The sequence below is a fragment of the Pseudomonas sp. Leaf127 genome, from assembly GCF_001423155.1.
In the GTDB taxonomy this organism is placed as follows: domain Bacteria; phylum Pseudomonadota; class Gammaproteobacteria; order Pseudomonadales; family Pseudomonadaceae; genus Aquipseudomonas; species Aquipseudomonas ovata.
In genome coordinates this window covers 208,305-233,742 of the sequence record NZ_LMOA01000023.1, presented here as the reverse complement: position 1 = coordinate 233,742, position 25,438 = coordinate 208,305, and the positions used below count along the sequence as shown (strand labels likewise).

Sequence of the window (25,438 nt, the reverse complement as noted above, 5' to 3'; positions counted from 1 at the left end):
GGTGGCAGGAGGCGGTGGCTACAGCGCACCCGCCCCGATGCCGGTGGTGGTGCGCACCCGGCCTTCAAGCCGGCGCTTCAGGCCGCGCGGCTCGATGATCAGCCGCGTGCCATGGGCGGCATTGGCACGTCCCCACTGTTCGAGCAACTCCAGGCACGCATGGTCGATGTAGGTCAGGTTGCTCAGCGGCACATGCACGGTGCTGCCCGCCGGGATAGTGCCCAGCACCTGGGTCAGGGCCGGCACCTTGAGGAAGGTGGCCGCACCGACCAGGCGCAGTTCCAGCTCTTCGCTGTCTGGCATCTGCACCAGGCTGATCTTCAGGCGCGCCGCCTTGAAGGCCAGCTTGACCAGGGTCAGGGCGAACCCGATCAGCACACCGGTCAGCAGGTCGGTGAAGATGATCGCCGCTGCCGTAGCCGCATAGGTGAACATCGGCATCCGACCGTAGCGACCCAGGCCGCGGAAGGCCTTGAGGTCGACCAGTTTCAACCCCGTGTACACCAGCACGCCTGCCAAGCTGGCCACCGGAATGCTCTGCAACACGCTCGACAGCAGCAGCACGAAGGCCAGCAGCCACAGGCCGTGAAAAATCGTCGACATCCGCGTGGTGGCCCCCGCCTGCACGTTGGCCGAGCTGCGCACAATCACGCCGGTCATCGGCAAGGCACCCAGCAAGCCGCAGAGCATGTTGCCCACGCCTTGGGCGCTCAGTTCCTTGTCGAAGTCCGAACGCACACCGTTATGCATACGATCGACCGCGGCGGCCGACAACAGGGTCTCGGCGCTGGCGATGAAGGCCACGGCGAAGGCAGCGATCAGAATGGCCGGATCGGCCAGGTTGACCAGATCAGCCGGGCGCAGCCAGTCGATGGCTTCGCTCAGGTCGGCCGGTACTTGCACGCGCTTGACCTGCAAGGCCATGAACAGGCTGACCGCCGTCGCGATGCCCACGCCCAGCAAGGCGCCGGGTACAAAGCGCAGCGAGTGCGGGCGCAGCTTTTCCCAGGCCCACATGATGGCGATGGTCCCCAGGCCCAACAGCCCGGCCTGCAGGCCCGTGCCCGGCCCGATGGCCTGCACCAGGGTTGCCGGGAAACCGATCAGGTTATCCAACCCGGACGGCTTGGGTCCGCTGTCGAACATCACATGCAACTGTGACAGCACGATCAGCACACCGATACCGGCCAGCATGCCGTAGACCACTGCCGGCGCGGTGACGCGGAACCAGCAACCGAGCTTGAAACGTCCGGCCAGCACCTGCAACAGGCCGGCCAGCAACAGGATCGGGCCCAGCATGGCCATGCCGTGTTCGCGCACCAGCTCGAACACCAGCACCGCCAGACCCGCTGCCGGGCCACTGACCTGTAGCGGCGAGCCGGCAATGAAGCCCACCACCAGCCCGCCGATGATGCCGGTGATCAGGCCCTTGGCCGGTGGCATGCCCGAGGCGATGGCGATGCCCATGCACAGCGGCAGGGCGACCAGAAACACGACCACGGAAGCCAGCAGCTCCCGTGGCAGCACAGATTTGATTGAGGCACTGCCTTTGGTGGCCGATGCATCCATGACTGCTCTCTCCAGGTTTTCTTCAGACGTGACAAAGCCTGCCGGTGCGCACAAGGCGCAGCGGTCATGGCTGTTTTTAAGGGTGACTAAACGGGTCGTACTGACTTATGCCTGCTGCAGGGGGCGCCTGGCCTGGGCCAGGCGCCCCCTGCAGGCCATCGGTGTCAGAAGAAGCGGGCCTTGGGCGTTGCCATCGGGGCCGGGCCGTCGCCGTCGAGCGGACGGAAGTTGTCCTGCTCGGCGTCGTAGGCCAGGATTTCACTGGTCTCGATGCTGTAGACCCAGCCGTGGATCGACAACTGACCGCTAGCCAGCTTCGAGGCCACCGAAGGGTGGGTGCGCAGGTGCTGCAACTGGGCGATGACGTTTTCCTGGGTCAGCACACGCATGTTCTCGTGTTCGTCGCCGCAGGTGCAGTTGTCTTCGACCACGGTGCGCGCCACTTCGGCATGGCGCAGCCAGACCTTGACCGTGGGCATCTTGTCCAGGGTGTGCGGATTGAGTACCGCACGCATGGCGCCGCAATCGGAGTGACCGCAAATGATGATGTGCTGCACACCCAAAGCCACCACGGCGTACTCGATGGCGGTGGAGACGCCGCCGTTCATCTGACCGTAGGGCGGCACGACGTTGCCAACGTTACGGGTGACGAACAGGTCGCCTGGGGAGCTTTGGGTGATCAGCTCAGGCACGATGCGCGAGTCGGCGCAGGTGATGAACATGGCGCGTGGCTTCTGCGCGGTGGCCAGCTTCTTGAACAGCTCTTCCTGCTGTGGAAACACTTCATGACGAAACTGCACGAAGCCGTCCACGATATGCTTGAAAGCCTCTTGGGCCGTCTCCACCTCGGGGTGGGGACTGGCCGAGGGCTGATTTTCCCTGTCACTCATGTCGAATCCTCTCTGGCGGATTGGTGTGGATTTTCATGCTTGTTCGTATGGCGGCAATGCCCTGAAACAACTCGAAAAAACGTACAGATCCGTTGCACGTGCCTGCGAAGGACATTCCTGACTGCAGACTAGCTGTCAAACCTTAAGTGAAACTGAATGCGACCGCTCTAGATCGGGCCTTGTCAATAGCCCAGTGCCATCTTTGCAATCTAGAGCAATGACATCTGACCGCCGGGCGGGCAAAAAGAGTCACAGTCGAGCACAAAACTTTCTCGTCCGTTGAGCCCCAGGCGCTTGATGGCCAGCCTGTAGCGCTGCGCCAGCAGATCGGCAAACGGACCCTCGCCACGCATCCGCGAACCGAAGCGGCTGTCGTTGGTGGCGCCGTCGCGGCTCTGGCGGATCAGGCTCATGACATGGGCGGCACGTTGCGGGTAATGCGTCGCCAGCCACTCCTCGAACAGTGGTGCGACCTCCAGCGGCAGGCGCAACAGAATATAGCTGGCGCTCAGGGCGCCGGCGTCCCGGGCCTCGGTCATCAAGGCTTCCAGTTCGTGGTCGTTGATCATCGGGATCATCGGCGCGCACAGCACCCCGACCGGCACGCCGGCCTGGCGCAACACCCGGATGGCCCGCAGCCGCGCCTTGGGCGAAGCGGCCCGTGGCTCCAGCGTGCACTTGAGCGCGTCATCCAGCGTGGTCAGGCTGATGAACACCGACACCAGCCGCTGGCGCGCCAGTTCGGCCAGCAGGTCCAGATCACGCAGGATCAGCGAGCCCTTGGTAATGATGGTCACAGGATGGCGATAGCGCAGCAGCACCTCCAGCGTGGCACGGGTCAGGCGCTGCTCGCGCTCGATGGGCTGGTACGGGTCGGTGTTGGCCCCCAGCGTGATAGGCGCGCAGCGATACCCCGGTTTCGACAATTGTTGCTCCAACAGGTCGGCAGCGTTGGTCTTGGCGATCAGCTTTGTTTCAAAATCCAGCCCCGGCGACAGGTCCCAGTACGCATGGCTGGGCCGGGCGTAGCAGTAGATACAGCCATGTTCGCAGCCGCGATAAGGATTGATGGAGCGATCGAAGGGAATGTCCGGCGACGTGTTGCGGGTAATGATGCTCTTGGCGGTCTCGAAGATGACCTCGGTGCCCTGGGTCAGCGGGGCTTCCTGATACCAGCCATCGTCCTCGACCACCGAGCGCTGCGGGGCGAAGCGATTGTGCGGATTGCTGACCGTGCCGCGCCCGCGAATCGGAGGAGGGGACATGTAGAAAGGCCTTTAACTGTTTTTATATACAGTACACCACCCGTCTCGTTGTGCCACTGACCGTTTATAGAAAACCCAGCCGGACCCAGGCCTGACTGTCATTTCTGTCAGTAGGCGCTACAGGCATCCGGGCCTAACGTCAGGCGGGTAAGCAGGCCCGATCCCCGGGCGATTCAACGGACGCACGCAATGAGGTGAATGATGGCCAGATATGATTTGATCCTGACGCTGGAAGATCAGGACGGTGATGACAACCCTGAAGTAATGATTGAGTTTCATGTCCGCCAGGAGCGCCCTGCGTTTATCGACCGAGACTACGTGATCCATAAACTGGCTTACGCCGCCTTCGTGTCCTCTTCGCAGAACGACGGCTTCTACGACAAGGTTACCGTGGGGGCCGATGCCGATGCCGATGCCGATGGCAATGGCGATGGCGATGGCGATTACGGTGACCGGCAGGACAATAATATTCTGCGGGACCTGGCCAATGCCTTTGTCCGGATCCATCTTGGCGAAAAGAATGAGGCCGCTGATACAACGCCCCAGGAACATCCGGGCGCTTGATTAGCGACGGTATCAATCGACAGGCGATGTCATGTTCGCCTGTGGGTTCCTGCCTTGACCTGAAGTCAAAAAACCATGCACGACACGCCTGCAATACCCAGTCGATCATCTGCTGGCATCCTGCCTGGCCAGCGCTGTATTGATCGACCTGATAAGCCCCTTATCGACAAAGCCTGCGCCCTGTCATTTCTGTCAGTAGACACCCGGCCTTACAGGGGCCTAACGTCGGACGGCAGTCAGGATCAACTGCCTGCCTGACCCGAGATAAAGTGAACGATGAGCCGGTACGCATTACACGCCTCAGGGTTCGGAAGAAACAAACCGATCAACCGGGTCCGTCGGGCAGTGGGTATAGATGGGCAGGAAGGTGATAGCGATGAGGACCGGCGGATTCTTCTGTCACTGGCCAACGCCTTTGTAAAAATCCAGTTTTTCAATCGACACAAACGCAGCTAACGGTCATCGCGTTCATTTACATAAACGAGGTGAAACATGGCGACGCTTGAAATTCGTTTGACGATCGAAAACTTTAATCGGCGCAAACGTCCTGAAGTGTTGATCGAGTGTTTCGAGGACAGTGAGTTGACCTGCTGGCTACTGGTCGCCAGTTTGAACGATGACAACGAGTTTGATGAAGTGGTGGACAAGGAAGAAATCAATCCGGCTTTCATTCCGGAAGACGATGTGTTGCTGCAGTTGGCAACCACGTTCATGAGCTGCCTTGATTGAACGCTGCCCGATCCGGAGCCCGACCTCAAGGCCCCGGACCTGGCCTGTAATCAGTCGGGATCGACCGGCTTTTTCAACTTCGGATTCGGGAAGAACTGCACACCCTGAACCTTGGGGTTGGCCGGCTTGACCACCGGTTGGTTGACCCGCGTGCCCAGCTCTTTGGGGATCGAAAGCCCCTGCTCATTGAGCGTGTCGCTGTAGCCGCAGTTCACGCACTCGCGGTGCGGCACGCCGTCCTCGCTCCACATCTTGAGCTTGTCCGGCTCGCTGCAGGCCGGGCACACGGCGCCGGCGATGAAGCGCTTCGGGGTGATCAGCGGGGTGTCGCTCATGCCGCCTCCTCACTCAGCCCGCTATGGCGCAGCAACGCGTCGATCGACGGCTCGCGGCCACGGAAATCGACGAACAACACCATGGGCGCCTGCGAACCGCCACGGGCCAGGATGGCTTCGCGGAAGGCCCGGCCGGTCTCGGCATTGAGCACGCCGTCTTCCTCGAACTTCGAGAAGGCATCGGCCGACAGCACTTCAGCCCACTTGTAGCTGTAGTAACCGGCGGCATAACCGCCGGCGAAGATGTGCGCAAAGCCATTGGCGAAGCGGTTGTAGGCGGGCGGGCGCAGCACCGAGACTTCGTCGCGTATGCCCTCGATCACTTGCAGCACGCTGCGGCCGTCGCCGTGGGTGGCGTGCAGCTCGAAGTCGAACAGCGAGAATTCCAGCTGGCGGACCATCATCAACCCGGACTGGAAGTTCTTGGCGGCCAGCATTTTTTCCAGCAGGTCCTGCGGCAATGGCTCGCCGGTTTCATAGTGGCCGGAAATCAGTGCCAGCCCTTCGGGTTCCCAGCACCAGTTTTCCATGAACTGGCTCGGCAGCTCGACCGCATCCCAGGCCACGCCATTGATCCCCGACACACCGGCATGCTCGATGCGGGTCAGCAAGTGGTGCAGGCCGTGGCCGAACTCGTGGAACAGGGTGGTCACTTCATCGTGGGTCAACAGCGCCGGCTTGCCGGGCGAGGCCGGGGTGAAGTTGCACACCAGGTTGGCCACCGGGCTCTGCAACTGGCCGCCTGCGGTGCGGCGACGGTCGCGGGCGCCGTCCATCCAGGCACCGCCACGCTTGTTGGCGCGCGCGTACAGGTCGAAATAGAAGCGGCCGACGTGCTGGCCGTTTTCCTTGATTTCAAACAGGCGCACGTCCGGGTGCCAGGTGTCGAAGCCGGTCAGCTCGGCAATCTCGATGCCGTACAGGCGCTGCACGATGGCGAACAGGCCGCCCAGCACCTTGTCGATCGGGAAGTACACCCGCAGCACTTCCTGCGACACGCTATAACGCTGCTCGCGCAGTTTTTCGCCGTAGTAACCGGTGTCCCAGCTTTTCAGGTCCGGGCAGCCCTGTTCGGCGGCATACGCCTTGAGTTGCTCCAGGTCCTGGGCGGCGAACGGCTTGCTGCGTGTGGCCAGGTCGCGCAGGAAGCTCAGCACCTGGTCGCTGGACTCGGCCATCTTGGTCGCCAGGCTCAGCTCGGCAAAGTTGGCAAAGCCCAGCAGGCCGGCCAGCTCCTGGCGCAAATCAAGGATCTGCTCCATGACCGGGCCGTTGTCGTTCTGCCCGGCATTGGGGCCCTGGTCGGAGGCGCGCGTGCAGTAGGCGGTGTACAGCTCTTCACGCAGCGCACGGTCGTTGGCGTAGGTCATCACCGCGTAGTAGCTGGGGAATTCCAGGGTGATCAGGTAGCCTTCCAGGTCCTTGGCCTGGGCGGCGGCCGCCATCTGCGCGATGGCCGACTCGGGCAGGCCATCCAGCGCCGAGGCATCGGCCACGAGCTTGGTCCAGGCCTGGGTGGCGTCGAGCAACTGGTTGGAGAACTGGCTGCCCAGCTCCGACAGCTTGCTCTGCACTTCGGCATAGCGCTGTTGCTGTTCGGGTGGCAAGTCGATGCCCGACAGACGGAAATCACGCAGGGCGTTTTCCAGAATGGTCTTCTGGCCAATGTCGAAGCCGGCGGCTTGCGGGCTGGCGGCCAGCGCTTCGTATGCCTGGAACAGGGCGCGGTTCTGGCCCATTTCGGTGGAGTAGGCGCTCAGGGCCGGCAGGCACGACTCATAGGCTTCGCGCAGCTGCGGGCTGTTGCACACCGAATTGAGGTGACGCACCGGGCTCCAGGCCGCGCCCAGGCGGCTGTCGAGTTCGTCCATGGCCAGGATCAGGCCGGCCCAGTCGGGGGTATTGCCTTGGCGAGCAAGGATATCGGCGATGGCAACACGGTTGTCCGCCAGGATCTGCTCGATGGCCGGTTTGACATGTTCGGCACGGATCGCCGAGAAGGGCGGCAGGTCGTACGGTTGCACAAGAGGGTTGTTCGCGCTCACGTTTTGCACCTTGGCAGGAAGAAACACTGAGCCATCTTAATTACAATCACCGCCTCGCGCAGCCCCGAAACCTTGATTGACACCCTATCACCGCTAAAGAAGGAGGCTATCGTGGCCATTCGCAAGTTTCAGAACCACACCCCGCACCTTGGCGAGCGGGCCTTCGTCGACGCCTCGGCGGTGGTGCTCGGTGACGTCGAGCTGGGCGCCGACAGCTCGGTGTGGCCGCTGACCGTGATCCGCGGCGACATGCACCGCATCCGCATCGGCGCGCGCACCAGCGTGCAGGACGCCAGCGTGCTGCACATCACCCACGCCGGGCCGTTCAACCCGGACGGCTTCCCGCTGCTGATCGGCGACGAGGTGACCATCGGCCACCAGTGCATGCTGCACGGCTGCACCATCGGCAATCGCATTCTGGTGGGCATGGGCACCACGGTCATGGACGGCGCGGTGGTCGAGGATGAGGTGATCATCGGCGCCGGCAGCCTGGTGCCGCCTGGCAAGGTGCTGGAAAGCGGCTTTCTGTACGTGGGCCGCCCGGTGAAGCAGGTGCGGGCCCTGACCGAAAAGGAAATTGCCTTCTTTCCCTACAGCGCCGCCAACTACGTGAAGCTCAAGGATCAGCACCTGGCCGAGGGTTACGATCAGGTCTGAATCCGCACCGCCCATGACCCCAAGGCATTCATCGCATGCATCAGCAAAACATTCTGTTCGACCTCGACGGCACCCTGACCGACCCGCGCCTGGGCATTACCCGCTCGATCCAGTTTGCCCTGGGCAAGCTGGGCATCGATGAACCGGACATTACCCGGCTTGAGCACTTCATCGGCCCGCCGCTGTTGCAGGCATTCATGCAGTTCTATGCCATGGATGAAGCCCGGGCCTGGGAAGCGGTGGGGTTCTACCGCGAGCGCTTCAAGGTCACCGGCCTGTATGAAAACCAGGTGTTCGAAGGCATCCCGCAATTGCTCGACACCCTGAGCGGGCAGGGCCGCACCTTGTATGTCGCCACCTCCAAGCCGTGGGAATTCGCCCGGGAAATCGCCCGGCATTTCGACTTTGCCCGGCACTTCAAAGTGATCTACGGCAGCGAGCTGGACGGCACACGCACCGACAAGGTCGAGCTGATTGCCCATCTGCTGGCCGAGGAAGGGCTCGACCCGCAGCAGACCCTGATGATCGGCGACCGCAAGCACGACTTGATCGGTGGCCGGCGCAACGGGCTGCAGGTGGCAGCCGTGGAGTATGGCTTTGGCAGCGCCCAGGAACTGGACGCCGAGGCACCGGAGTACCGGTTTGCGACGGTGGCGCAGTTACATGAGGCGTTTATGGCCTTGTAGGAGCGCGCTTGCCCGCGACCGAGTGCGCAGCGCTCGCAAAAATTGTGTAGACGCTGAAAATTTACGACTGCTAACGCAGCCGGTCGCGGGCAAGCGTGCCAGTGGCACAGGATGATCTCCTACGGATGTTGCGTGGAGGCTGGAGCGCCTACGGATGTTGCACGGCGGGCATCAGTGCCTGCAAGGCCGCCGTGCGCTCGGCCGGGGTCAGTTTGCCCAGGTGCTCGACGCGTGCGTAAAACCTGGGCCAATCACCGCCGACCTGTGCGAACAGTGCTGCAAACGCCGGCACCCAATGCTCGTAAAGCCCGAACGGCAGCAGACGGGCGTTGTTCAGCGGGGCGTTGATCCAGGCGTCAAAGCGGGTGTCGCCCGGCCAGCGCCGGTCGCGCAGTGTGCGGTATTCATGGCGCAGGCGTTCGAATTGCGCAGCCTTGCGCTCGCGCATCACCGATGCCGGCAACGGCTGGGCATACAGCGCCTGCAGCCGCTGGCGGGCCTCCAGCACCAGGGCGGTCAGGGCGTCGCGCTGGGCGCTGCGAATGTCATCCTGGGCCGGCAGGCCTCGCGCCGCTCGCCATTGGCGCGCGCCTTGCTGCTCGACGAAGCTGGCGTAGGATTCGTTGAAGGCCGTGTCGTCCTGCACGTAGAAGCGCTGGTGCGCCAGCTCATGAAAGATCAGCGCGGCCAGGCGCTCATCGCCCCAGCCAAGCATGGTGTTGAGGATCGGGTCGCTGAACCAGCCAAGGGTCGAATAGGCCTCGATGCCAGCCACGTACACATCCTGGCCGGCCTGCTTCTGCAAGGCCGCCGCCCCCCGCGCACGCCCCTGGCTGTAATAGCCACGGTAGGCCACGCAACCGGCAATCGGAAAACAGTGGGTCACGGGTGTGAGCGAGAACTCCTCGGTGGCAAATACGTTCCATACCACGTAGGGGCGGCCGATGTCGGCGTACAGCCGGTAGCTCTGGTTGTCCGGCAGGTGCAACTGCTCGCTGGCAAAGCGCCGGGCCTGCTGCGCAAGGGCCAGGTGCTGGCGCAGCCGGGGATCGCGGCCCGGGTCGGCCAGCACCTCGGCCACCGGCGTGCGCGCCTGCAACAGTTGCCATTGCCCTGAAGCCAACTGACTGTAGTAGGAGAGGCTGGAACAACCGCCGAGCAACAACAACGCCAGGACGGGCACGACGCGCCACAGGCGCACAACATCGAGTGCGGGCATAAACGGCCTTGAAACAGGAAGAAGACATGTCCGGCAGGACATCGACGCAAGACGTCACTATCATCGCACCCCATTCAACCGGAGTCTGCCATGCGCCTGACCGTATCGATTCTTGCCCTCGGCCTGCTGGCCGGATGCGCCGGCCCCTTGCCCAACCATGATCCGGGACAGGCCTGGGTCGATCTTGCGACCCCGACCGGCAAGATGGTGATGGCCGACAAGCTCGACGGCCAGCGCACCTGGGACGGGCGTTATTTCCAGGTCGCGCCCGGCAAGCACGAGTTGCAGGTGCGTTTCGACTATGAATACCGTTCCGGCACGGCGCTGGGCATGTTCAGCGACGACTTCACCGAGATCACCTGCTTTATCGAGGTCGACTACGACCATTTCCAGGCCGGCCAGCGCTATCGGCTTGAGGTGCGCTCGCTCACCAATGACATCGAAGCCAGGCTCTATGACGCCCAGCGCCAGGTGGTGGCCCGGGAAGGACATATCCAGTGCATCTGATCAGCGGTCGTTGTTCTGGTAGATGATTTTCTTGCTGCCGTACTCGCAACTGCCCACGACCATGTTCTGGTCGCGAACCTCGTCGTTGGTGACGATTTCGAGCGTGTAGGAGGTGACATTATTGGCCTGGATGCTGGCCTCGATTTCATCCTTGAGCTCATCGCAGGACTTGGGCGCAGCCAGGGCGCCGGTGGCCATGAGGGTGCAGGTCAGTGCGACAATCAGACGTTTCATCTTCGATTCCTTCGCTACGGCAAGGCACAGGAACTGTGCCGATGACCGTTTGACCTGCATCCTCTGCGGCAGTTCGCCAGCACACGACCCGGACGTGAACCGGGTCGCAGCACGAGGCGATCAGAGCAAGGTGGCTTCCAGGGTGATATTGGCGTTAAGCACCTTGGACACCGGGCAGCCTTCTTTGGCCTTCGTGGTCAGTTCTTCAAACTTGCTGGCGTCGATGTTCGGAATTTTGGCCTTGAGGACCAGATGGATATCGGTGATGGCAAAACCACCGTCTACCTGATCGAGGGTGACCTGCGCCTCGGTGTCGATACTGTCGGCGGTAAAGCCTGCATCACCCAGAATCATCGACAGGGCCATGGAGAAGCAGCCCGCGTGCGCCGCGCCGATCAGTTCTTCCGGGTTGGTGCCCTTGCCGCCTTCGAAACGGGCCTTGAAGCCGTAGGGCGCTTCGCGCAACACGCCAGTTTCGGTGGAAATACTGCCGATACCGCTTTTCAGATCACCTGCCCAGTGGGCGGATGCTTTCTTGACGATGCTCATGGTGTCTCCTCGTGGACGGATCAATGTTTTATGCAGTGACAAGGATTCTGAGAATAGCCGGGGATGGAAAGTTCAACGGTTTAATTCCTACTACCAAAGTAGGAAATTTCAGCACCAGGCATTGAAAAGTGCTCGGTCCGGCCTTACACCTGTAGTCATTACGGGGATGCACCCGACCCTTTCAAGGAGCTGTTGCCGCCTATGAAACGCTTGTCCGATATCAAGATTTCCACCCTCGACCTGGTGCCGGTGCGCCAGGACAAGGGCCCTGCCGACGCGCTGCACCGCTCACTGGACCTGGCCCGGCACGTCGAGAAACTCGGCTACAACCGTTTCTGGGTGGCCGAGCACCACAACATGGACGGCATCGCCAGTTCGGCCACCTCGGTGCTGCTGGGCTACCTGGCCGGCGGCACCTCGACCATTCGCGTCGGCGCCGGTGGCATCATGTTGCCCAACCATGCACCGCTGGTGATCGCCGAGCAGTTCGGCACCCTGGCCAGCCTGTACCCGGGTCGTATCGACCTGGGCCTGGGACGTGCGCCGGGCTCGGACCAGATGACCGCCCGGGCGCTGCGCCGCGAGCGTTCCGGCAGTGCCGATGATTTTCCGGATGATGTCGAGGAACTGGTGAGCTACCTGGGCCCACGCACCCCTGACCAGCGAGTGATCGCCGTGCCGGGGTACGGCACCGAGGTGCCGATCTGGCTGCTGGGTTCGAGCCTGTTCAGCGCGCAATTGGCGGGGATGCGTGGGTTGCCGTACGCCTTTGCCTCGCACTTTGCACCGCGCTACATGCATGAGGCGATTCGTGTGTACCGTAATCACTTCAAGCCGTCCGAGGTCCTCGACCAGCCTTATGTGATGCTGGGCGTGCCACTGGTGGCGGCCGACACCGATGAGCAGGCCGAGTACCTGGCGACGTCGGTGCAGCAACGCATCCTGGCGCTGATGCGCGGCCACAGCCTGGTGCAACGCCCGCCGGTGAAATCGATGGACGACCTGTGGCTACCGCACGAGCGTGAAGCGGTGGCGAGTTTTCTGGGGCTTGCGGTGATAGGCGGCCCGGAAAAGGTCAAGGCCCGGCTGGAAGTGCTGCTGGAACAGACCGGCGCCGATGAACTGATCTTCACCTGCGACCTGTACGAACATGCCGATCGCCTGCGCTCGTTCGAGATCCTGGCCGAAGTGGCCAAAAACTGATCAACACCGTCGAGGCTGGTGCCCTGTAGGAGCGCGCTTGCCCGCGACCGGCTGCGTAGCAGTCGTAAATTTTCAGCGTTTCACAGATTTTTGCGAGCGCTTCGCACTCGGTCGCGGGCAAGCGCGCTCCTACGCCACCCGCGGTTTCGCGCCGTCCGGGACAGCGGTTTCGTATCGTACGGGCCAGCGGTTTCGCGCCGTCCGGGCCAGCGGTTTCATGCCGTCCGGCCCAGCAGTTCCGTAGCAGCCGGGCCCGGGGGTTTGCGCTTGCCGTGCATCAGGCTCAGTCACGCGAATACACGATTTCCTTGGTGTCGCCTTCACAGCTGCCGACCACCTGGTGGGTGGCGGTGCTGCCTTTCTCGACCACTTCCAGGGTGTAGGACGTCACGCCCTTGGCCTGCAGCTTGGCGTCGATTTCCGCCTTCAGTTCTTCGCAAGGCTTGCCTGCCGCCATGGCAGTGCCTGCCAGGCTCAACAACCCTACCGCCAGCATGAAACGCTTCATGAGTACATCTCCTGGTACAGGCGCCATGCATGAGGTCGCCTGGGCGATACCGGCATGCGGGGCTGATCAAATGAGGGGGTGACACAAACAGGTAGAGCAGTGAGCCGGTCTGAAGGTTCAGTCGCGGGCTCACCCGGCGTTATTGGCAATCAGCTCTTGGCAATGCGAAAGCCGACCTTGAGCGTGACCTGGAAGTGCGCCACCTTGCCGTCTTCGATATGGCCACGGGTCTCGGTCACTTCGAACCACTCCAGGTGGTTCAGGCTTTTACTCGCTTCATCGATGGCATTGTTGATCGCGTCCTCGATGGAGGTGGTCGACGAGCCAACCAGCTCGACTTTCTTGTACGTATGATGGTCACTCATGGCAGTTCTCCGTGCAAAGGTCATTGACGAGCGTAGCAGTCGTGCCGCTCCCTGCATCTGTGTGGAAAAGCCGGGCAAAAGTTCAGCGCACCGTGCATGTCACTGCGCACCTCGCTGCAAATGCCACTGCACTTTCCGCCAACCCTGTAGTCGGACACAACACACCCCATTCATCACTGCAGGAGATACACCATGGCCAGTTCGTCACTCCGCAAGGCTTCGCTGCAAAGCATGGAAGCAGAGATCGAAAGTCTGCTCAAGTCTCTTGAAGGCTTGAAAAACGATGCTTCCGAGGAGTCGAACAAGACCCTCAAGAGCCTCAAGGCCAGCGCCGAACGTGCACTGGGCCACTCGCGCGGTCTGCTCAGCGACCTGGGCGAAGTCTATGAAGACGTGAAGGTCAAGACCCGGGAAAATGCCATCGCTACCCGCGACTACGCGCAGGACCATCCATGGACCACCGCCGGTGTCGCCGTGGGCGCGCTGGGCCTGTTGGCCGCCTACCTGCTGTGCAAGCGCGGCGACTGATCAGCCCGCCCTGTTCAGGCGGTGCCCTTCAGCTCGTTCCTGAGCCAATGGGCCAACTGCCGGGCACGCCCGTCAGCGGCCCGCCGGGGCACCCATAGCGCCAGCTGCGCCGGGGTTTCACTGAAGCCCCATGGCGCTGCCAGGCGCCCGGCCCGCAGGTCGTCACTGACCAGCGGCTCGGGCGCAATGGCCACCCCCAGGCCAGCCACGGCCGCCTCCAGCAGATAATACAAATGCTCGAACCCTTGCCCGTAGCGCAGCGCTTGCGGGTCGATGCCGTTGTGGCGCGCCCAACTGGGCCAGGCCTGGGGCCGCGAGGTGGTATGCAGCAGGGATTCATCGAGCAGCGCTTGCGCAGGTGCCTGGCGCAAGGCCTCGAAACGCGAAAAGTGCGGGCTCAGCACCGGGCCGATGCGCTCACTTGCCAGTTCCAGCACTTGCATGTCGGCCGGCCACGGCGGCTCGGCGAACACCAGTAACGCATCCAGCCCCGGACGACGTGGGTCGAGGTCGCCTTCACCGGCCGACAGGTGCAGGCGCAAATCCGGCAATTCGGCATTCAGGCGGCCCAGGCGCGGAATGAACCAGCGCGCCAGCAGGCTGCCCGAGCAGCCCAGCACAAAAGGCGCCTCATGGCTGTCCTGGCTCAACTCGGCGCACACCCCGCGCAGGCGATCAAAGGCATCACTGGAGACCTCACGCAGACGGCTGCCGGCATCTGTGAGTTTCAGGCCGCGTCCGTCCTTGTCGAACAAACGTATGCCCAGATGCGCTTCAAGCGCCTTGAGCTGTCGACTGACCGCGCCGTGGGTCACGTGCAGCTGTTCCGCTGCTTGGCTGACGCTGCCCAACCGGGCAACGGCTTCAAAGGCGCGCAGCGCATTGAGAGGGGGCAGGTCGCGGCTCATGATGACCTCGCTTGGAAATGTGAGTTTTTCTCACAGGTGGCCGCGATCTTATCGGTTTTCAGCGTGGCCTGCGCTGGGTAAAGTGAACCCATTGCCGAATCCGGCTCAACCTTTTTCGATCCTGGAGCTTGTTCATGACCCAGACCCACTTTCGCAGCGGCCCCGATGCCAACGGCCTGTTTGGCTCGTTTGGCGGTCGTTATGTCGCCGAAACCCTGATGCCGCTGGTGCTGGACCTGAACCGCGAATACGAAGCGGCCAAGGCCGACCCCGAATTCGCCGAGCAGATGGCCTATTTCCAGCGTGACTATGTGGGCCGTCCGAACCCCCTGTACTACGCCGAACGCCTGAGCGATGCCCTGGGCGGTGCGCGTATCTACTTCAAGCGCGAAGAGCTCAACCACACTGGCGCGCACAAGATCAACAACTGCATCGGCCAGGTGCTGCTGGCCAAGCGCATGGGCAAGACCCGCCTGATCGCCGAGACCGGTGCCGGCATGCACGGCGTGGCCACCGCCACGGTCGCGGCGCGCTTCGGCATTCCATGCGTGATCTACATGGGCGCCACCGACATCGAGCGCCAGCAGGCCAACGTGTTCCGCATGAAGCTGCTGGGCGCCGAGATCGTCCCGGTCACCTCCGGCACCGGCACGCTCAAGGACGCCATGAACGAGGCCCTGCGCGACTGGGTCACCAACGTCGACAACACCTTTTACCTGATCGGTACCGTAGCCGGCCCGCACCCGTATCCGGCCATGGTCCGCGACTTCCAGTCGGTGATCGGCAAAGAAACCAAAGAGCAGATGCACGACAAGGAAGGGCGCCTGCCCGATAGCCTGGTCGCCTGCGTCGGTGGCGGTTCCAACGCCATGGGCCTGTTCCATCCGTTTCTGGATGACGCCAGCGTGCAGATCATCGGCGTCGAGGCCGGTGGCCATGGCGTGACCACCGACAAGCACGCCGCCAGCCTCAATGGCGGGGTGCCGGGTGTACTGCACGGCAACCGTACCTACCTGCTGCAGGACCAGGACGGCCAGATCACCGATGCGCATTCGATTTCCGCCGGTCTCGACTACCCTGGCATCGGCCCGGAACACGCCTTCCTGCACGAAGTGAAGCGCGTCGAGTACGTCAGCATCACCGATGACGAAGCCCTGGATGCGTTCCACAAGTGCTGCCGCCTGGAAGGCATCATTCCGGCGCTGGAAACCGCGCATGCCGTGGCCGAAGCCATTCGCCGCGCGCCGACCCTGAGCAAGGACCACCTGATGGTGGTGTGCTTCTCGGGCCGTGGCGACAAAGACATGCAAACCGTGATGAACCACATGGCCGCGACTGAAAAGACCCAGGAGACACTGGCATGAGCCGTCTTGAACACCGTTACGCTCAGCTCAAGGCCGAAGGCCGTGCCGCCCTGGTGACCTTCATCACCGCCGGCGACCCCGGCTACGACACCTCGCTCAAGGTCCTCAAGGGCCTGCCGGCTGCCGGCGCCGATGTGATCGAACTGGGCATGCCGTTCACCGACCCGATGGCCGATGGCGTGGCCATCCAGCTGGCGACCCTGCGCGCCCTGGACGCTGGCCAGACCCTGGCCAAGACACTGCAGATGGTGCGTGAATTTCGTGTCGACGACAGCACCACGCCGATCGTACTGATGGGTTACTACAACCCCATCCACCGCTTTGGTGTCGAGGCGTTCGTGAGCCAGGCCAAAGAGGCTGGCGTCGATGGCCTGATCATCGTCGACTTGCCACCGGAGCACGATGGCGAACTGGCCACGCCCGCCCAGGCCGCCGGCATCGACTTCATCCGCCTGACCACCCCGACCACCGACGATGCACGCTTGCCCACGGTGCTGGCACGCAGCTCGGGTTTCGTCTACTACGTGTCGGTGGCCGGTGTGACCGGTGCCGGCTCTGCCACCACCGAGCATGTGACCCAGGCCATCGAGCGCCTGCGTCGGCACACATCGCTGCCGATCAGCGTCGGCTTCGGCATCCGCACCCCGGAACAGGCCGCGGCGATTGCCCGGCTGGCCGATGGCGTGGTGGTCGGTTCGGCCCTGGTCGACCAGATCGCCAAAGCCACATCGCCCGAGCAGGCAGTGGATGGCGTGCTGAGCCTGTGCGCGGCACTGGCCGAAGGCGTGCGCAACGCCCGCCGCTGAGGCCGACCGCTGCTGCGCCGTATGCCGCAGGAGCGACCAACGGTCGCGAAGGCTATTTGCCAGGCACAGAAGAGGTTGGGCTTGAACCGGCCTCTTCGCCACCGCTGGTCGCTCCTACGGGGTTGATTTTCAGGCCGGTCACAGGTTGTGTTTGATGAGTGCGACTTCAGCCGCACACGCTCCGGTAACGGTTTTGTAAGCCTGGGTAAAGTTCCTGATACAGAGGAATTCCGGAGCTTGAGACCGCTCTATACAGCAAGACACAAAAGGGTTCGCGACCATTGTCGCGAACCCTTTTTCATTGCGGTACACCAAGGAGCATCACCCATGAAACTGCCGAACCGCTTCATTGCCGGGCTGGGTATCCTGATGATCAGCGCCAGCCCGCTGTTGCAGGCTGCGCCCCCGGAAGGGCGTGGCAATCAGGGCCAGGACGAGCGCGGCGGTCATCAGCAGGGTGGCAACCAGGGCCACAAGGACGATAATCCGGGACGCGGTCATGACAACGGCCCGGGCAAGGGCGCCCAGCACGACAACCGTGGCGGCAACCGTCCGCCGCAGGATTTCGGCCCGGTGCGCCAGACCTTCCAGCAACACCGCGACATCATAGGTCGTGGCCAGCCGCTGCCGCCGGGCATACGCATCGTCAAGGGCAAGCCGCTGCCTCCGGGCTACGGCAAGCGCCTGGACAGCCGTGCCTTGCAACAACTGCCGCGTTACGACGGCTACGAATGGCGCCGCCTGGGCACCGACGTGGTGCTGATCGCGGTGGGCACCGGGATCGTGTATGCAATTCTGGATGGCGTGTTGAATTGAGGGTGATCCTGGGGCCGTTATCGCCTTCTGGCCTGGCACCGATCCAGGGGGAGGGCGCTCTGCTCGCGAAGGGGCCGGCATGATCGAAGCGTGGGCAAGATCGTGTCGGCAGCTTTCGACTGTCTCGCCTACGCGTTTAGAGGTGACTTGTAGGACGTTTCTGATTTTTCTTTATCGTTGTTGAACACTTGGTTTGCAGGTGATTACGTCAGCCACGCTCTGGAATTAAAACCAGATGGCCAAAGATCAACCTAATTAATCAAGCGGAACTTTACAATGATGAATAAAAACAAAAACTGTTTTAGCGCATTACTGGCGTGTGTATTAGTCGTCATCGCCTTGCCGGCATTCGCTCAGGCAATCGTGTTGAATACGACCGACCAGCCGCCGTCTCAAGCGCCTGTAGCAACGACACTGGAGGACCGTGTTCACTTGATCAGAAATGAACTGGAGAGCGTGACGGCGATTCACCATTATCATTTTACGGCCGTACGCGGCCAGACTGTCTTACTGGCCATCCCGGATGCCAGCTCCTATGGCAAACACTGGCGACTTGATTACCGGATCGCGAGTGGAGAATGGAATACCAAGCACTGGAATGGGCCTGAAAAAATAGAGAATCTGTCACCGGGAACGAGCGTTGAAGTTCGAGTGATGGCTGTCGGGGGCGTCCAGTTTGACAAAGCGGGCTACACGTTGGCGTTCGGTTCTTACCCGCACATGTATTATGACTTTCATCATGAAAAAGGATTCATGCCTATTCCTCATGGGTTGACCGCACCGGCTTTTTTAGCCACTCAGGCATTGACCGAAGCGCTACTGGAAGTCAGTTTTACCGACAGTAAAGGGCATCCTCTTGAGGGTGGGGTAGTCGCCTTTTCCTTTCGTCCCAATGCCGAAGTTAACACGGATACAACGCTGTACAGTTCTGACCGTCACGGAAAGATTGCAGCGCTTATAAAGTTCAATCGCTGCGAAGGCGGTGAATACGCTGAACCGTTCGTCCATATCAATAACGGCAGAAATACGTGGGCCACTCGATACAAGGTGGGTGCCTATCAAGCACTTAATGTATTGCCCGGTGCCCTCGCTGATAAACCTCACCGCTATGATTTTGGGCATGTCTGCAAGCGATGGTTGGTCAACTGGTCAAGAAACTGACTGGTTAACAACGCTCTGCTGGTAGCGTGTCAGCAGAGCGTTCCATTCACAATCACACAATGACATCAACCAACGCCTGATCACGCTTTTCGCCCTTTTCAAGAACCTGACGCACCAGTGCTTCGCCCATACCTTGCGGCTTTTCCATAATGAGCTTTCCGAAATCAAGGATGTTCTGGATATTTGAAAGGTCCAGTTTATACTTACCACCGAATGCCTTGTCATCGTGGTCAACCAAGTTCATTGCCATCTTGGCGTATGCACTCACACTGCCTTTGAATTTTCTATGACTGTTAAATATTTTCTCCAGGTCGTGCAGATCGCTTTCACTCAACGAGCGGTCAGGGTTCAGAATTTTTATTTCGGCATTATCGCCCAACGTATAGCTGAAGTTTTTACTGGCCAGATCAGGCCTAAAGACGCCCAACTCATTCACTATTCGTGCGTAGATGGATTGCTGGATCCTGAGTTCCAGGTTTGAAAAGGATTTAAGGTCGTCGAGGTACATTTCTTTGGTCAGTGGACGTTCTTCTTTGGGCCCTCCGAACTCAGAATAAAAATAGGTTTTCCCTTTCCAGGGCTCCTCTTCACGGCTGTAAAACGCTTTTGCCCGAGCCTGCCCGGGATCTTCGGCTTTCTGGGTGCCGGGTAAATCCTGATCAGTGCCCGCCACGACGGGCTTGGACAGCATTTGAATGGACGTGAGGGCAGGTGCAATGCCGATGATGTTCATGGCGACGTTCTCTGACGTATGAATTCTTTAGCTTTAGCGACCCGAGGACAGAAAACTTTTCCTGATGAGGATGTAGGATAATTCCGAAGGAAAGCGTGTTGTGAGCGGTGTCTCAAACTCTATACACATAGTTAATAAAGCAGTGTTCACTTATATTCATAAACGGTTGATCTTCGCCATGGCTATAAAGCGGCGTGCCTTTGTAAAAGCAATCGCCGTTCCGCAAACGGTCAATCAGCGATTGACCGCTCTTGAAAGGCATAGGCCGTACAACCGGATACCATCCTTGCCAGACGAGACAGCCTTCGCGATCGTTGGGCGCTTCTGCGCAGTGGTTTTCATGCACGGCAGGTGGGTGGCCTGTTATTGATTCATTTTCATGTCCAGCGCCAGGTCGCGGGCGGCCTTGGTGGCCAGGATGCCCATGAACTGGCTGAGTTCATCCTGACGCCCTACGGTGGCGGATGAGCCGGCGCTGCCCATCATCACGCCGGGCACCGGGGCCTGGGCAGCTGCCTGGGCCCAGGCCTTGTTGATCGCGATCAGCGCATCGAGCTTCGATTGCAGCGCGCCATCGGCCTTGATCGACGCCTCGCGGGCGTGGGCTTCGGCGTCGGCGGTGATGCGGGTGGCTTGCGCGGTGGTGGTGGCCTTGTCGCGCAGCAGTTCGGCGGTCTGCTTCTCGATTTCGGCGCGGCTGCGCTCGCGCTCGGCGTTGATCACCGCCAGTTGCTTCTCGGTCTCGGCCTGGGTGGTGCGCTCGATCTGGTCGCGCAGGGTTTCCTGGCGCTTGGCCTCGACCTCCTTTTCGCCGCGCGCGGTCACCAGGCGCTTTTCTTCCTCTTCCTTCAAGCGGTTCTGCCGGGCCACCGCCAATTCGGCCAGCGCCTGCTGGACCTTGACCATGCGCTCGCGGTATTGCGGGTTGGGGTCGATATGGGTAATGCGCGCCTCGACCACCTCGACGCCGAAGCGGCGGAACTGTTGCTGCTTGCGGATCGGAACGTTCTTGTCATCGGTGACCTTTTCGGTCACGTACTGGCTGCCGGTGTTATGACCAAAACTGCCCTGTTCGGTGCCGGCCTGGAGAATGGCGGTCTGGCGCGGCACCGTGCCCTGGGTGGTGCGGATTTCCCGGCGCTTGATCAGGTACAGGCCGTCGTTGAGCTGGTTCTCGAACTCGGCGGCAAACTCGCTGCGCGCCCCGGCGTAGTAATCATCGGCGGTCATCAGCGAAGCGGTGGCCTGCAGGGTTTCCTTGATGGCCGGCAGCAGGGCGCTGCGGATGAAGTTGTCGGGGTTGCGGTATTCCTGCGCGATGGTCAGGAAGGCTTCGCCACCGGGCAGGCGAAACCGTGCGGACGACTCGACCTTGGCGTCGACATTGCCCAGAAAGACAATGGGAAAGGTCTCGATGGTCGCCCCCAGCGCGTCGTTCTCGGGGTTGTCGTCCTTCTTGTCGAGCACCAGCACGGACTGCACGCTGATGGCTTTTTTCCACGCCGTTGCGCGACCGAACCACTTGGTGGCATAGCCGACATCATCGACGATCTTCTCGTCGCCGAAGATCGTGCGCACATGGGTCATGTAACCGGCTTCGTTGTAGAAAAACATGCTGTTGAACAGCAGGGGCGAAGCGACCAGAAAGGCCACCGGCAACGCCAGGGTGGCCAATCGTTTCTTGCTCGGGGCCCAGTCGGGTGTCTTTGGTATCAGCATGGCGATGTCCTTATTCAATAAGGATCCAGTTTCACCGCAATGCTGAAACGCTTCTGTCAGGACGGGCTGAATACCCTGTAGGAAAGGCGGTCAAGGCAGCCTGAACGCCTCAAGATTCAACGGTCGCACCGCACCCATCCAGATGGCGTGGGCGGTATGGTCGACCAGGTCGTCGCCGGTCAGCGGGTGCAGGAACACCACCAGTTCCTTGCGGTTGAGCGCCAGCCACAGCACCACGTCGGCCAGCAGCTCATGCCCGAACGACAGCTGGCAGCTCCAGTCCGGGTGCGGGCCGACCAGGCCCTCATGCACACGGCCCATCGTGATGCCGAACTCGGCAGTGGCCGCCTCGCACAAGGCGCGGCCCTGCTCGAGGGTGTGCTCGTTGAAGTAAACGTGGGCGTGGTAGCCCTGGATGGTCGGCATTGCGGTACTCCCTACCTGAACAGGCGCCTGTTATGCCACGCCAGTGCTTTACACCGCAATCGACGGCAAGGTCGCACACGACGACGTCTGATTGCTTTGCGCCTGCTCACTGGTCAGCCAGTCGACAAACTGCTCGATCAACGGCAAGCGGCGCTTGCGCTGCGGCAGCACCACGTAATACCCCGAAGCCGACATTGCGCAGGCTTCGATGGGCCGGCAGAGCAAGCCTTGCGCCAGCAGATCGTCGACCAGGTGCCGCCAGCCGATGGCCACGCCCTGGCCACCGATGGCGGCCTGGATCAGCAAGGTGTAGTTGTCAAAGCGCAGTTGCCCCGGCACCGGCGCCTGCTGGATGCCCAGTGCGCGGAACACCCCGGCCCAGTCGAACCACTGGTGGCTGCCTTCGCCACGCAGGTGCAGCAACGGCAGTTCGTTCAGCGCCTCCAGCGGCAAGGGCCGCTCGCGACCCGCCAGCAGTTGCGGGCTGCACACCGGGAATACTTCTTCGCTGAACAGCCAGCGGCTTTCACCCTGGCGAAAACGTCCGTCACCGAACAGGACCGCCACGTCGACATCGCTGCGCAGCATGCTGTGGCTGCGCTCGCTGGTCACCAGGCTGACATCGATGTGCGGGTGGCTGGCATGGAAGCGATGCAAACGCGGCATCAGCCAGTAGGCGGCAAAGGCAAAATCAGTGGCGACCTGCAAGACCTCATGCTGGTGCTGGCCGGTGATGGTTTCCAGGCCCAGGTCAATCGACTGCAGACCCGTCTGCACATATTCAAGCAGCACCTCGCCGGCCTCGGTCAGGGCAATGCCACGGTAGATACGGTCGAACAGGCGCGTGGCCAGTTGCTCTTCCAGGCGCTTGATCTGCTGGCTGACCGCAGGCTGGGTGGTGCCCAGCTCGATGGCGGCGGCGGTGAAGCTGCGCGTGCGGGCGGCGGACTCGAAGGCACGCAGCAAATCCAGCGACAGGGTGCCAAGGCGTTCAAACATAAGCTGTGCTTATCCTAGTCATTGCAGTGCATGGGCTTTACCGGAAAAAGCGTGGGCTTCATCCTCGAATGCAGCACTTTCGCATAAACCCTGGCAATGGGATGCAGGATCAATGAAGCGTAAAAACATTTTGTTCATCATGGCCGACCAGATGGCCGCGCCGATCCTGCCAATCTATGCCGAGTCGCCGATCAAGCTACCCAATCTCAGCCGCCTGGCCGCCAGCGGGGTGGTGTTCGACGCCGCCTACTGCAACAGCCCGCTGTGTGCGCCGTCGCGCTTTACCCTGGTCAGCGGCCAGTTGCCCAGCAGGATCGGCGCCTATGACAACGCGGCGGACTTTCCCGCCGACATCCCGACCTACGCCCACTACCTGCGCAGCCTGGGCTACCACACGGCCCTGGCCGGCAAGATGCACTTTTGCGGCCCGGACCAGTTGCACGGCTATGAAGAACGCCTGACCAGCGACATTTATCCGGCCGACTACGGCTGGGCGGTGAACTGGGACGCGCCGGACGTACGCCCCAGTTGGTACCACAACATGTCGTCGGTGCTGCAGGCCGGCCCTTGCGTGCGCACCAACCAGCTCGATTTCGATGAAGAGGTGGTGTTCAAGGCCCAGCAGTACCTGTACGACCATGTGCGCCAGGACGGCGATGCGCCGTTCTGCCTGACTGTGTCGATGACCCACCCGCACGACCCGTACACCATTCCCAAGCCGTTCTGGGACCTGTACCGCGACGACGAGATTCCGATGCCGGTGGCCCACGCCGACCAGGACGCGCTCGACCCGCATTCGCAGCGCCTGCTCAAGGTCTATGACCTGTGGGACAAGCCGTTGCCCGTCGACAAGATTCGCGATGCGCGGCGCGCGTACTTCGGCGCCTGCAGCTACATTGATCACAACATCGGCAGGCTGCTGCAGACCCTGGAAGAAACCGGCCTGGCCGACGACACCATCATTGTTTTCTCCGGCGACCACGGCGACATGCTCGGCGAGCGCGGCCTCTGGTACAAAATGCACTGGTTCGAAATGGCCGCACGGGTGCCGCTGGTGATCCATGTGCCGGGGCAGTTCGCAGCCAAGCGGGTCAGCGCCGCGGTGTCCACTGCCGACCTGCTGCCGACCCTGGTCGAGCTGGCCGGCGGCCACACCGACAGTGGCCTGGCGCTGGACGGGCGCTCGCTGGTGCCGCACTTGAACGGCGAGGGTGGGCATGACGAAGTGTTCGGTGAATACATGGCCGAAGGCACCACCAGCCCGCTGATGATGATTCGTCGCGGTGCTTATAAATTCATCTACTCCGAGTCGGACCCCTGCCTGTTGTTCGATGTGCACAACGACCCGCAGGAACGCGAAGAGCTGAGCCAGTCGCCGGCGCATCAGGCGCTGTTCGAACAGATGCTGGGCGAGGCCCGGGCCAAATGGGACATCCCGGCCATTCATCAGCAAGTGCTCGCCAGCCAGCGCCGTCGCCGCCTGGTGGCCCGGGCGCTGGCCACCGGAAAACTCAAGAGCTGGGATCACCAGCCGCTGGTCGACGCCAGCCAACAGTACATGCGCAACCACATTGACCTGGACGACCTGGAGCGCCGCGCACGCTTTCCACAGCCTTGAACCCTGCCAACCCAGAAAACCAACAAAGGGCATCTCGATGAAGACGTTATCCGCAGTGCTGGTGGCCAGTGTCATGACCCTCACAGGCCTGACCGTGCAGGCCGCCGAGCAGAGTTGCAAGACCGTGAAGATGGCCGACCCCGGCTGGAGCGACATCGGCGCCACCAACGCCATCGCCGGATTGCTGCTGGAGGGCCTGGGCTACACCGCCAAGGTCGATACGCTGGCGGTGCCGATCACCTATGGCGGGCTCAAGGACGGGCAGCTTGACGTGTTCCTGGGCAACTGGATGCCGGCCCAACAGGGCTTTCATGACAAGTTCATCGCCACCGGCGACGTCACCCGACTGAGCAAGAACCTGCAAGGCACCGAATTCACCCTGGCCGTGCCTGATTATGTCTGGGAGGCCGGCGTGCATGATTTTGCCGACCTGCAGAAATTTGCCGACAAGTTCAATAACAAGATCTACGGCATCGGCGCCGGCGCGCCGGCCAACCTGTCGTTGCAGGAGATCATCAAGGCCAACGAATTCAACCTCGGACAATGGAAGCTGGTCGAGTCCAGCGAACAGGCGATGCTGGCCGAGGTCAACCGCAACGTGAAGCGCAAGGCGTTCGTGGTGTTCCTGGGCTGGACGCCGCACCCGATGAACGTGCAGGTCAAGGGCATGCGCTACCTCAAGGGCGGCGAGAAGTACTTCGGCGACACCGGCTCGGTGTACACCGTGACCCGCAAAGGCTACGCCGACGCCTGCCCGAACGCGGCCAGGCTGCTGACCAACCTGACATTTACCCTGGACATGGAAAACAGCATCATGGCCGAGGTGGCCAATAACAAGACCAGCAACCCGCAAGCGGCCAAGGCCTGGATCAAGGCCAACCCGGCGGTGCTGGAGCAATGGCTGGACGGCGTGAAGACCATCGACGACAAGGACGGGCTGGCGGCGGTGAAGGCCAGTCTGTAACGGCTGATGCGGGCCCTGTCAAACGTGGGTCCGATTGTTGTGGGAGGGAGCTCTGCTCGCGAACGGGCCAG

At 61.7% G+C, this 25,438-nt stretch carries 28 protein-coding genes; 13 read left to right on the top strand and 15 right to left on the bottom strand.

The annotated features are described in order from the left end of the window. Positions 1 to 18 precede the first annotated feature (18 nt). The 3 genes from ASF84_RS22150 to ASF84_RS22140 form a co-directional block, all read right to left on the bottom strand. Positions 19 to 1,569: a SulP family inorganic anion transporter gene (locus tag ASF84_RS22150; protein ID WP_056841019.1), complete on the bottom strand. Its 1,551-nt coding sequence runs from the start codon at positions 1,567 to 1,569 to the stop codon at positions 19 to 21. A gap of 164 nt (positions 1,570 to 1,733) precedes the next feature. Next, a complete protein-coding gene (locus ASF84_RS22145) occupies positions 1,734 to 2,459 on the bottom strand; it encodes a carbonic anhydrase (protein ID WP_056841018.1) in 726 nt (241 codons plus the stop codon). Positions 2,460 to 2,668: 209 nt separating this feature from the next. Further along, the gene (locus tag ASF84_RS22140; RefSeq protein WP_056841017.1) at positions 2,669 to 3,724 is read right to left on the bottom strand and encodes a PA0069 family radical SAM protein; all 1,056 of its coding nucleotides are present in this window, start codon (positions 3,722 to 3,724) and stop codon (positions 2,669 to 2,671) included. Positions 3,725 to 3,922: 198 nt separating this feature from the next. Between ASF84_RS22140 and ASF84_RS22135 the strand changes: the two genes are divergently transcribed. Continuing rightward, positions 3,923 to 4,288: a hypothetical protein gene (locus ASF84_RS22135; RefSeq protein WP_156684347.1), complete on the top strand. Its 366-nt coding sequence runs from the start codon at positions 3,923 to 3,925 to the stop codon at positions 4,286 to 4,288. A 492-nt stretch (positions 4,289 to 4,780) separates the two neighbouring features. Beyond that, positions 4,781 to 5,017: a hypothetical protein gene (locus ASF84_RS22130; RefSeq protein ID WP_056841015.1), complete on the top strand. Its 237-nt coding sequence runs from the start codon at positions 4,781 to 4,783 to the stop codon at positions 5,015 to 5,017. Positions 5,018 to 5,067: 50 nt separating this feature from the next. Here ASF84_RS22130 and ASF84_RS22125 read toward each other — a convergent pair whose 3' ends face one another. Together ASF84_RS22125 and prlC are read right to left on the bottom strand one after the other, a co-directional pair. Further along, on the bottom strand, positions 5,068 to 5,352 hold the full coding sequence (locus ASF84_RS22125) for a YheV family putative zinc ribbon protein (protein ID WP_056841014.1): 285 nt from the start codon (positions 5,350 to 5,352) through the stop codon (positions 5,068 to 5,070). Beyond that, on the bottom strand, positions 5,349 to 7,397 hold the full coding sequence (gene prlC / locus ASF84_RS22120) for an oligopeptidase A (RefSeq protein WP_056841503.1): 2,049 nt from the start codon (positions 7,395 to 7,397) through the stop codon (positions 5,349 to 5,351). Before prlC ends, ASF84_RS22125 begins: the two co-directional genes overlap by 4 nt. 111 nt (positions 7,398 to 7,508) lie before the next feature. On the opposite strand from prlC, the gene ASF84_RS22115 reads away from it, so the two are divergent. Together ASF84_RS22115 and ASF84_RS22110 are read left to right on the top strand one after the other, a co-directional pair. Beyond that, a complete protein-coding gene (locus tag ASF84_RS22115; RefSeq protein ID WP_056841013.1) occupies positions 7,509 to 8,054 on the top strand; it encodes a gamma carbonic anhydrase family protein in 546 nt (181 codons plus the stop codon). A gap of 35 nt (positions 8,055 to 8,089) precedes the next feature. After that, the gene (locus tag ASF84_RS22110; protein WP_056841012.1) at positions 8,090 to 8,740 is read left to right on the top strand and encodes an HAD family hydrolase; all 651 of its coding nucleotides are present in this window, start codon (positions 8,090 to 8,092) and stop codon (positions 8,738 to 8,740) included. Between the two features lie 148 nt (positions 8,741 to 8,888). Here the strand turns inward: ASF84_RS22110 and ASF84_RS22105 are convergent, their stop codons facing one another. Continuing rightward, positions 8,889 to 9,959 carry an aminopeptidase gene (locus ASF84_RS22105; RefSeq protein WP_056841011.1) on the bottom strand — a complete coding sequence of 357 codons (1,071 nt, stop codon included), beginning with the start codon at positions 9,957 to 9,959 and terminating at the stop codon, positions 8,889 to 8,891. Positions 9,960 to 10,049: 90 nt separating this feature from the next. Here ASF84_RS22105 and ASF84_RS22100 point away from each other — a divergent pair, with 90 nt between their 5' ends. After that, positions 10,050 to 10,466, top strand: a complete 417-nt coding sequence (locus ASF84_RS22100; protein ID WP_056841010.1) for a PA0061/PA0062 family lipoprotein — start codon at positions 10,050 to 10,052, stop codon at positions 10,464 to 10,466. On the opposite strand, the gene ASF84_RS22095 is transcribed toward ASF84_RS22100, so the two are convergent. Together ASF84_RS22095 and ASF84_RS22090 are read right to left on the bottom strand one after the other, a co-directional pair. Next, a complete protein-coding gene (locus ASF84_RS22095) occupies positions 10,467 to 10,700 on the bottom strand; it encodes a DUF1161 domain-containing protein (protein ID WP_056841009.1) in 234 nt (77 codons plus the stop codon). Between the two features lie 120 nt (positions 10,701 to 10,820). Next, the gene (locus ASF84_RS22090; RefSeq protein WP_056841008.1) at positions 10,821 to 11,249 is read right to left on the bottom strand and encodes an OsmC family protein; all 429 of its coding nucleotides are present in this window, start codon (positions 11,247 to 11,249) and stop codon (positions 10,821 to 10,823) included. A gap of 201 nt (positions 11,250 to 11,450) precedes the next feature. Between ASF84_RS22090 and ASF84_RS22085 the strand changes: the two genes are divergently transcribed. Next, positions 11,451 to 12,452: an LLM class flavin-dependent oxidoreductase gene (locus tag ASF84_RS22085; protein ID WP_056841007.1), complete on the top strand. Its 1,002-nt coding sequence runs from the start codon at positions 11,451 to 11,453 to the stop codon at positions 12,450 to 12,452. 283 nt (positions 12,453 to 12,735) lie between these two features. Here the strand turns inward: ASF84_RS22085 and ASF84_RS22080 are convergent, their stop codons facing one another. Together ASF84_RS22080 and ASF84_RS22075 are read right to left on the bottom strand one after the other, a co-directional pair. Further along, positions 12,736 to 12,960, bottom strand: coding sequence for a DUF1161 domain-containing protein (locus ASF84_RS22080; RefSeq protein ID WP_056841006.1), 225 nt, complete (start codon positions 12,958 to 12,960; stop codon positions 12,736 to 12,738). 149 nt (positions 12,961 to 13,109) lie between these two features. Next, the gene (locus ASF84_RS22075) at positions 13,110 to 13,325 is read right to left on the bottom strand and encodes a dodecin (protein ID WP_056841005.1); all 216 of its coding nucleotides are present in this window, start codon (positions 13,323 to 13,325) and stop codon (positions 13,110 to 13,112) included. 192 nt (positions 13,326 to 13,517) lie between these two features. On the opposite strand from ASF84_RS22075, the gene ASF84_RS22070 reads away from it, so the two are divergent. Continuing rightward, positions 13,518 to 13,853: a DUF883 family protein gene (locus tag ASF84_RS22070; protein WP_056841004.1), complete on the top strand. Its 336-nt coding sequence runs from the start codon at positions 13,518 to 13,520 to the stop codon at positions 13,851 to 13,853. A gap of 14 nt (positions 13,854 to 13,867) precedes the next feature. Here ASF84_RS22070 and ASF84_RS22065 read toward each other — a convergent pair whose 3' ends face one another. Beyond that, a complete protein-coding gene (locus tag ASF84_RS22065; RefSeq protein ID WP_056841003.1) occupies positions 13,868 to 14,761 on the bottom strand; it encodes a LysR family transcriptional regulator in 894 nt (297 codons plus the stop codon). A 134-nt stretch (positions 14,762 to 14,895) separates the two neighbouring features. Between ASF84_RS22065 and trpB the strand changes: the two genes are divergently transcribed. From trpB to ASF84_RS28700, 4 genes are all read left to right on the top strand, one after another. Next, positions 14,896 to 16,125: a tryptophan synthase subunit beta gene (gene trpB, locus ASF84_RS22060; RefSeq protein ID WP_056841002.1), complete on the top strand. Its 1,230-nt coding sequence runs from the start codon at positions 14,896 to 14,898 to the stop codon at positions 16,123 to 16,125. After that, entirely contained in the window at positions 16,122 to 16,931 is an 810-nt protein-coding gene (trpA, locus tag ASF84_RS22055) for a tryptophan synthase subunit alpha (RefSeq protein WP_056841001.1), read from the top strand. Before trpB ends, trpA begins: the two co-directional genes overlap by 4 nt. A gap of 327 nt (positions 16,932 to 17,258) precedes the next feature. After that, positions 17,259 to 17,747: an anti-virulence regulator CigR family protein gene (locus ASF84_RS22050; RefSeq protein WP_056841000.1), complete on the top strand. Its 489-nt coding sequence runs from the start codon at positions 17,259 to 17,261 to the stop codon at positions 17,745 to 17,747. Positions 17,748 to 18,023: 276 nt separating this feature from the next. Continuing rightward, positions 18,024 to 18,908, top strand: coding sequence for a fibronectin type III domain-containing protein (locus tag ASF84_RS28700; protein WP_236709464.1), 885 nt, complete (start codon positions 18,024 to 18,026; stop codon positions 18,906 to 18,908). Between the two features lie 52 nt (positions 18,909 to 18,960). Here ASF84_RS28700 and ASF84_RS22040 read toward each other — a convergent pair whose 3' ends face one another. From ASF84_RS22040 to ASF84_RS22025, 4 genes are all read right to left on the bottom strand, one after another. Further along, a complete protein-coding gene (locus tag ASF84_RS22040) occupies positions 18,961 to 19,641 on the bottom strand; it encodes a hypothetical protein (RefSeq protein ID WP_056840998.1) in 681 nt (226 codons plus the stop codon). Positions 19,642 to 20,004: 363 nt separating this feature from the next. Beyond that, positions 20,005 to 21,360, bottom strand: a complete 1,356-nt coding sequence (locus tag ASF84_RS22035; protein WP_082481774.1) for an SPFH domain-containing protein — start codon at positions 21,358 to 21,360, stop codon at positions 20,005 to 20,007. Between the two features lie 90 nt (positions 21,361 to 21,450). After that, the gene (locus ASF84_RS22030; protein WP_056840997.1) at positions 21,451 to 21,786 is read right to left on the bottom strand and encodes a DOPA 4,5-dioxygenase family protein; all 336 of its coding nucleotides are present in this window, start codon (positions 21,784 to 21,786) and stop codon (positions 21,451 to 21,453) included. A gap of 48 nt (positions 21,787 to 21,834) precedes the next feature. Beyond that, positions 21,835 to 22,785, bottom strand: coding sequence for a choline sulfate utilization transcriptional regulator (locus ASF84_RS22025; RefSeq protein WP_056840996.1), 951 nt, complete (start codon positions 22,783 to 22,785; stop codon positions 21,835 to 21,837). Positions 22,786 to 22,897: 112 nt separating this feature from the next. Here ASF84_RS22025 and betC point away from each other — a divergent pair, with 112 nt between their 5' ends. Together betC and choX are read left to right on the top strand one after the other, a co-directional pair. Continuing rightward, positions 22,898 to 24,403, top strand: coding sequence for a choline-sulfatase (betC, locus tag ASF84_RS22020; protein WP_056840995.1), 1,506 nt, complete (start codon positions 22,898 to 22,900; stop codon positions 24,401 to 24,403). A gap of 37 nt (positions 24,404 to 24,440) precedes the next feature. Continuing rightward, complete coding sequence (gene choX, locus ASF84_RS22015; RefSeq protein WP_056840994.1) at positions 24,441 to 25,367, top strand: choline ABC transporter substrate-binding protein; 927 nt, start codon at positions 24,441 to 24,443, stop codon at positions 25,365 to 25,367. Positions 25,368 to 25,438: the final 71 nt, after the last annotated feature.

Excerpts from the sequence above, each read along its gene's own strand:
- trpA (WP_056841001.1), top strand. The coding sequence starts at position 16,122 with ATGAGCCGTCTTGAACACCGTTACGCTCAGCTCAAGGCCGAAGGCCGT.
- ASF84_RS22025 (WP_056840996.1), bottom strand. The coding sequence starts at position 22,785 with ATGTTTGAACGCCTTGGCACCCTGTCGCTGGATTTGCTGCGTGCCTTC.
- ASF84_RS22135 (WP_156684347.1), top strand. The coding sequence starts at position 3,923 with ATGATGGCCAGATATGATTTGATCCTGACGCTGGAAGATCAGGACGGT.
- ASF84_RS22050 (WP_056841000.1), top strand. The coding sequence starts at position 17,259 with ATGAAACTGCCGAACCGCTTCATTGCCGGGCTGGGTATCCTGATGATC.
- ASF84_RS22140 (WP_056841017.1), bottom strand. The coding sequence starts at position 3,724 with ATGTCCCCTCCTCCGATTCGCGGGCGCGGCACGGTCAGCAATCCGCAC.
- choX (WP_056840994.1), top strand. The coding sequence starts at position 24,441 with ATGAAGACGTTATCCGCAGTGCTGGTGGCCAGTGTCATGACCCTCACA.
- ASF84_RS22085 (WP_056841007.1), top strand. The coding sequence starts at position 11,451 with ATGAAACGCTTGTCCGATATCAAGATTTCCACCCTCGACCTGGTGCCG.
- ASF84_RS22040 (WP_056840998.1), bottom strand. The coding sequence starts at position 19,641 with ATGAACATCATCGGCATTGCACCTGCCCTCACGTCCATTCAAATGCTG.
- ASF84_RS22075 (WP_056841005.1), bottom strand. The coding sequence starts at position 13,325 with ATGAGTGACCATCATACGTACAAGAAAGTCGAGCTGGTTGGCTCGTCG.
- ASF84_RS22105 (WP_056841011.1), bottom strand. The coding sequence starts at position 9,959 with ATGCCCGCACTCGATGTTGTGCGCCTGTGGCGCGTCGTGCCCGTCCTG.
- ASF84_RS22095 (WP_056841009.1), bottom strand. The coding sequence starts at position 10,700 with ATGAAACGTCTGATTGTCGCACTGACCTGCACCCTCATGGCCACCGGC.
- trpB (WP_056841002.1), top strand. The coding sequence starts at position 14,896 with ATGACCCAGACCCACTTTCGCAGCGGCCCCGATGCCAACGGCCTGTTT.
- ASF84_RS22125 (WP_056841014.1), bottom strand. The coding sequence starts at position 5,352 with ATGAGCGACACCCCGCTGATCACCCCGAAGCGCTTCATCGCCGGCGCC.
- ASF84_RS28700 (WP_236709464.1), top strand. The coding sequence starts at position 18,024 with ATGATGAATAAAAACAAAAACTGTTTTAGCGCATTACTGGCGTGTGTA.
- ASF84_RS22150 (WP_056841019.1), bottom strand. The coding sequence starts at position 1,569 with ATGGATGCATCGGCCACCAAAGGCAGTGCCTCAATCAAATCTGTGCTG.
- ASF84_RS22130 (WP_056841015.1), top strand. The coding sequence starts at position 4,781 with ATGGCGACGCTTGAAATTCGTTTGACGATCGAAAACTTTAATCGGCGC.
- ASF84_RS22030 (WP_056840997.1), bottom strand. The coding sequence starts at position 21,786 with ATGCCGACCATCCAGGGCTACCACGCCCACGTTTACTTCAACGAGCAC.
- betC (WP_056840995.1), top strand. The coding sequence starts at position 22,898 with ATGAAGCGTAAAAACATTTTGTTCATCATGGCCGACCAGATGGCCGCG.
- ASF84_RS22035 (WP_082481774.1), bottom strand. The coding sequence starts at position 21,360 with ATGCTGATACCAAAGACACCCGACTGGGCCCCGAGCAAGAAACGATTG.
- ASF84_RS22065 (WP_056841003.1), bottom strand. The coding sequence starts at position 14,761 with ATGAGCCGCGACCTGCCCCCTCTCAATGCGCTGCGCGCCTTTGAAGCC.
- ASF84_RS22100 (WP_056841010.1), top strand. The coding sequence starts at position 10,050 with ATGCGCCTGACCGTATCGATTCTTGCCCTCGGCCTGCTGGCCGGATGC.
- ASF84_RS22145 (WP_056841018.1), bottom strand. The coding sequence starts at position 2,459 with ATGAGTGACAGGGAAAATCAGCCCTCGGCCAGTCCCCACCCCGAGGTG.
- ASF84_RS22090 (WP_056841008.1), bottom strand. The coding sequence starts at position 11,249 with ATGAGCATCGTCAAGAAAGCATCCGCCCACTGGGCAGGTGATCTGAAA.
- ASF84_RS22080 (WP_056841006.1), bottom strand. The coding sequence starts at position 12,960 with ATGAAGCGTTTCATGCTGGCGGTAGGGTTGTTGAGCCTGGCAGGCACT.
- ASF84_RS22110 (WP_056841012.1), top strand. The coding sequence starts at position 8,090 with ATGCATCAGCAAAACATTCTGTTCGACCTCGACGGCACCCTGACCGAC.
- ASF84_RS22070 (WP_056841004.1), top strand. The coding sequence starts at position 13,518 with ATGGCCAGTTCGTCACTCCGCAAGGCTTCGCTGCAAAGCATGGAAGCA.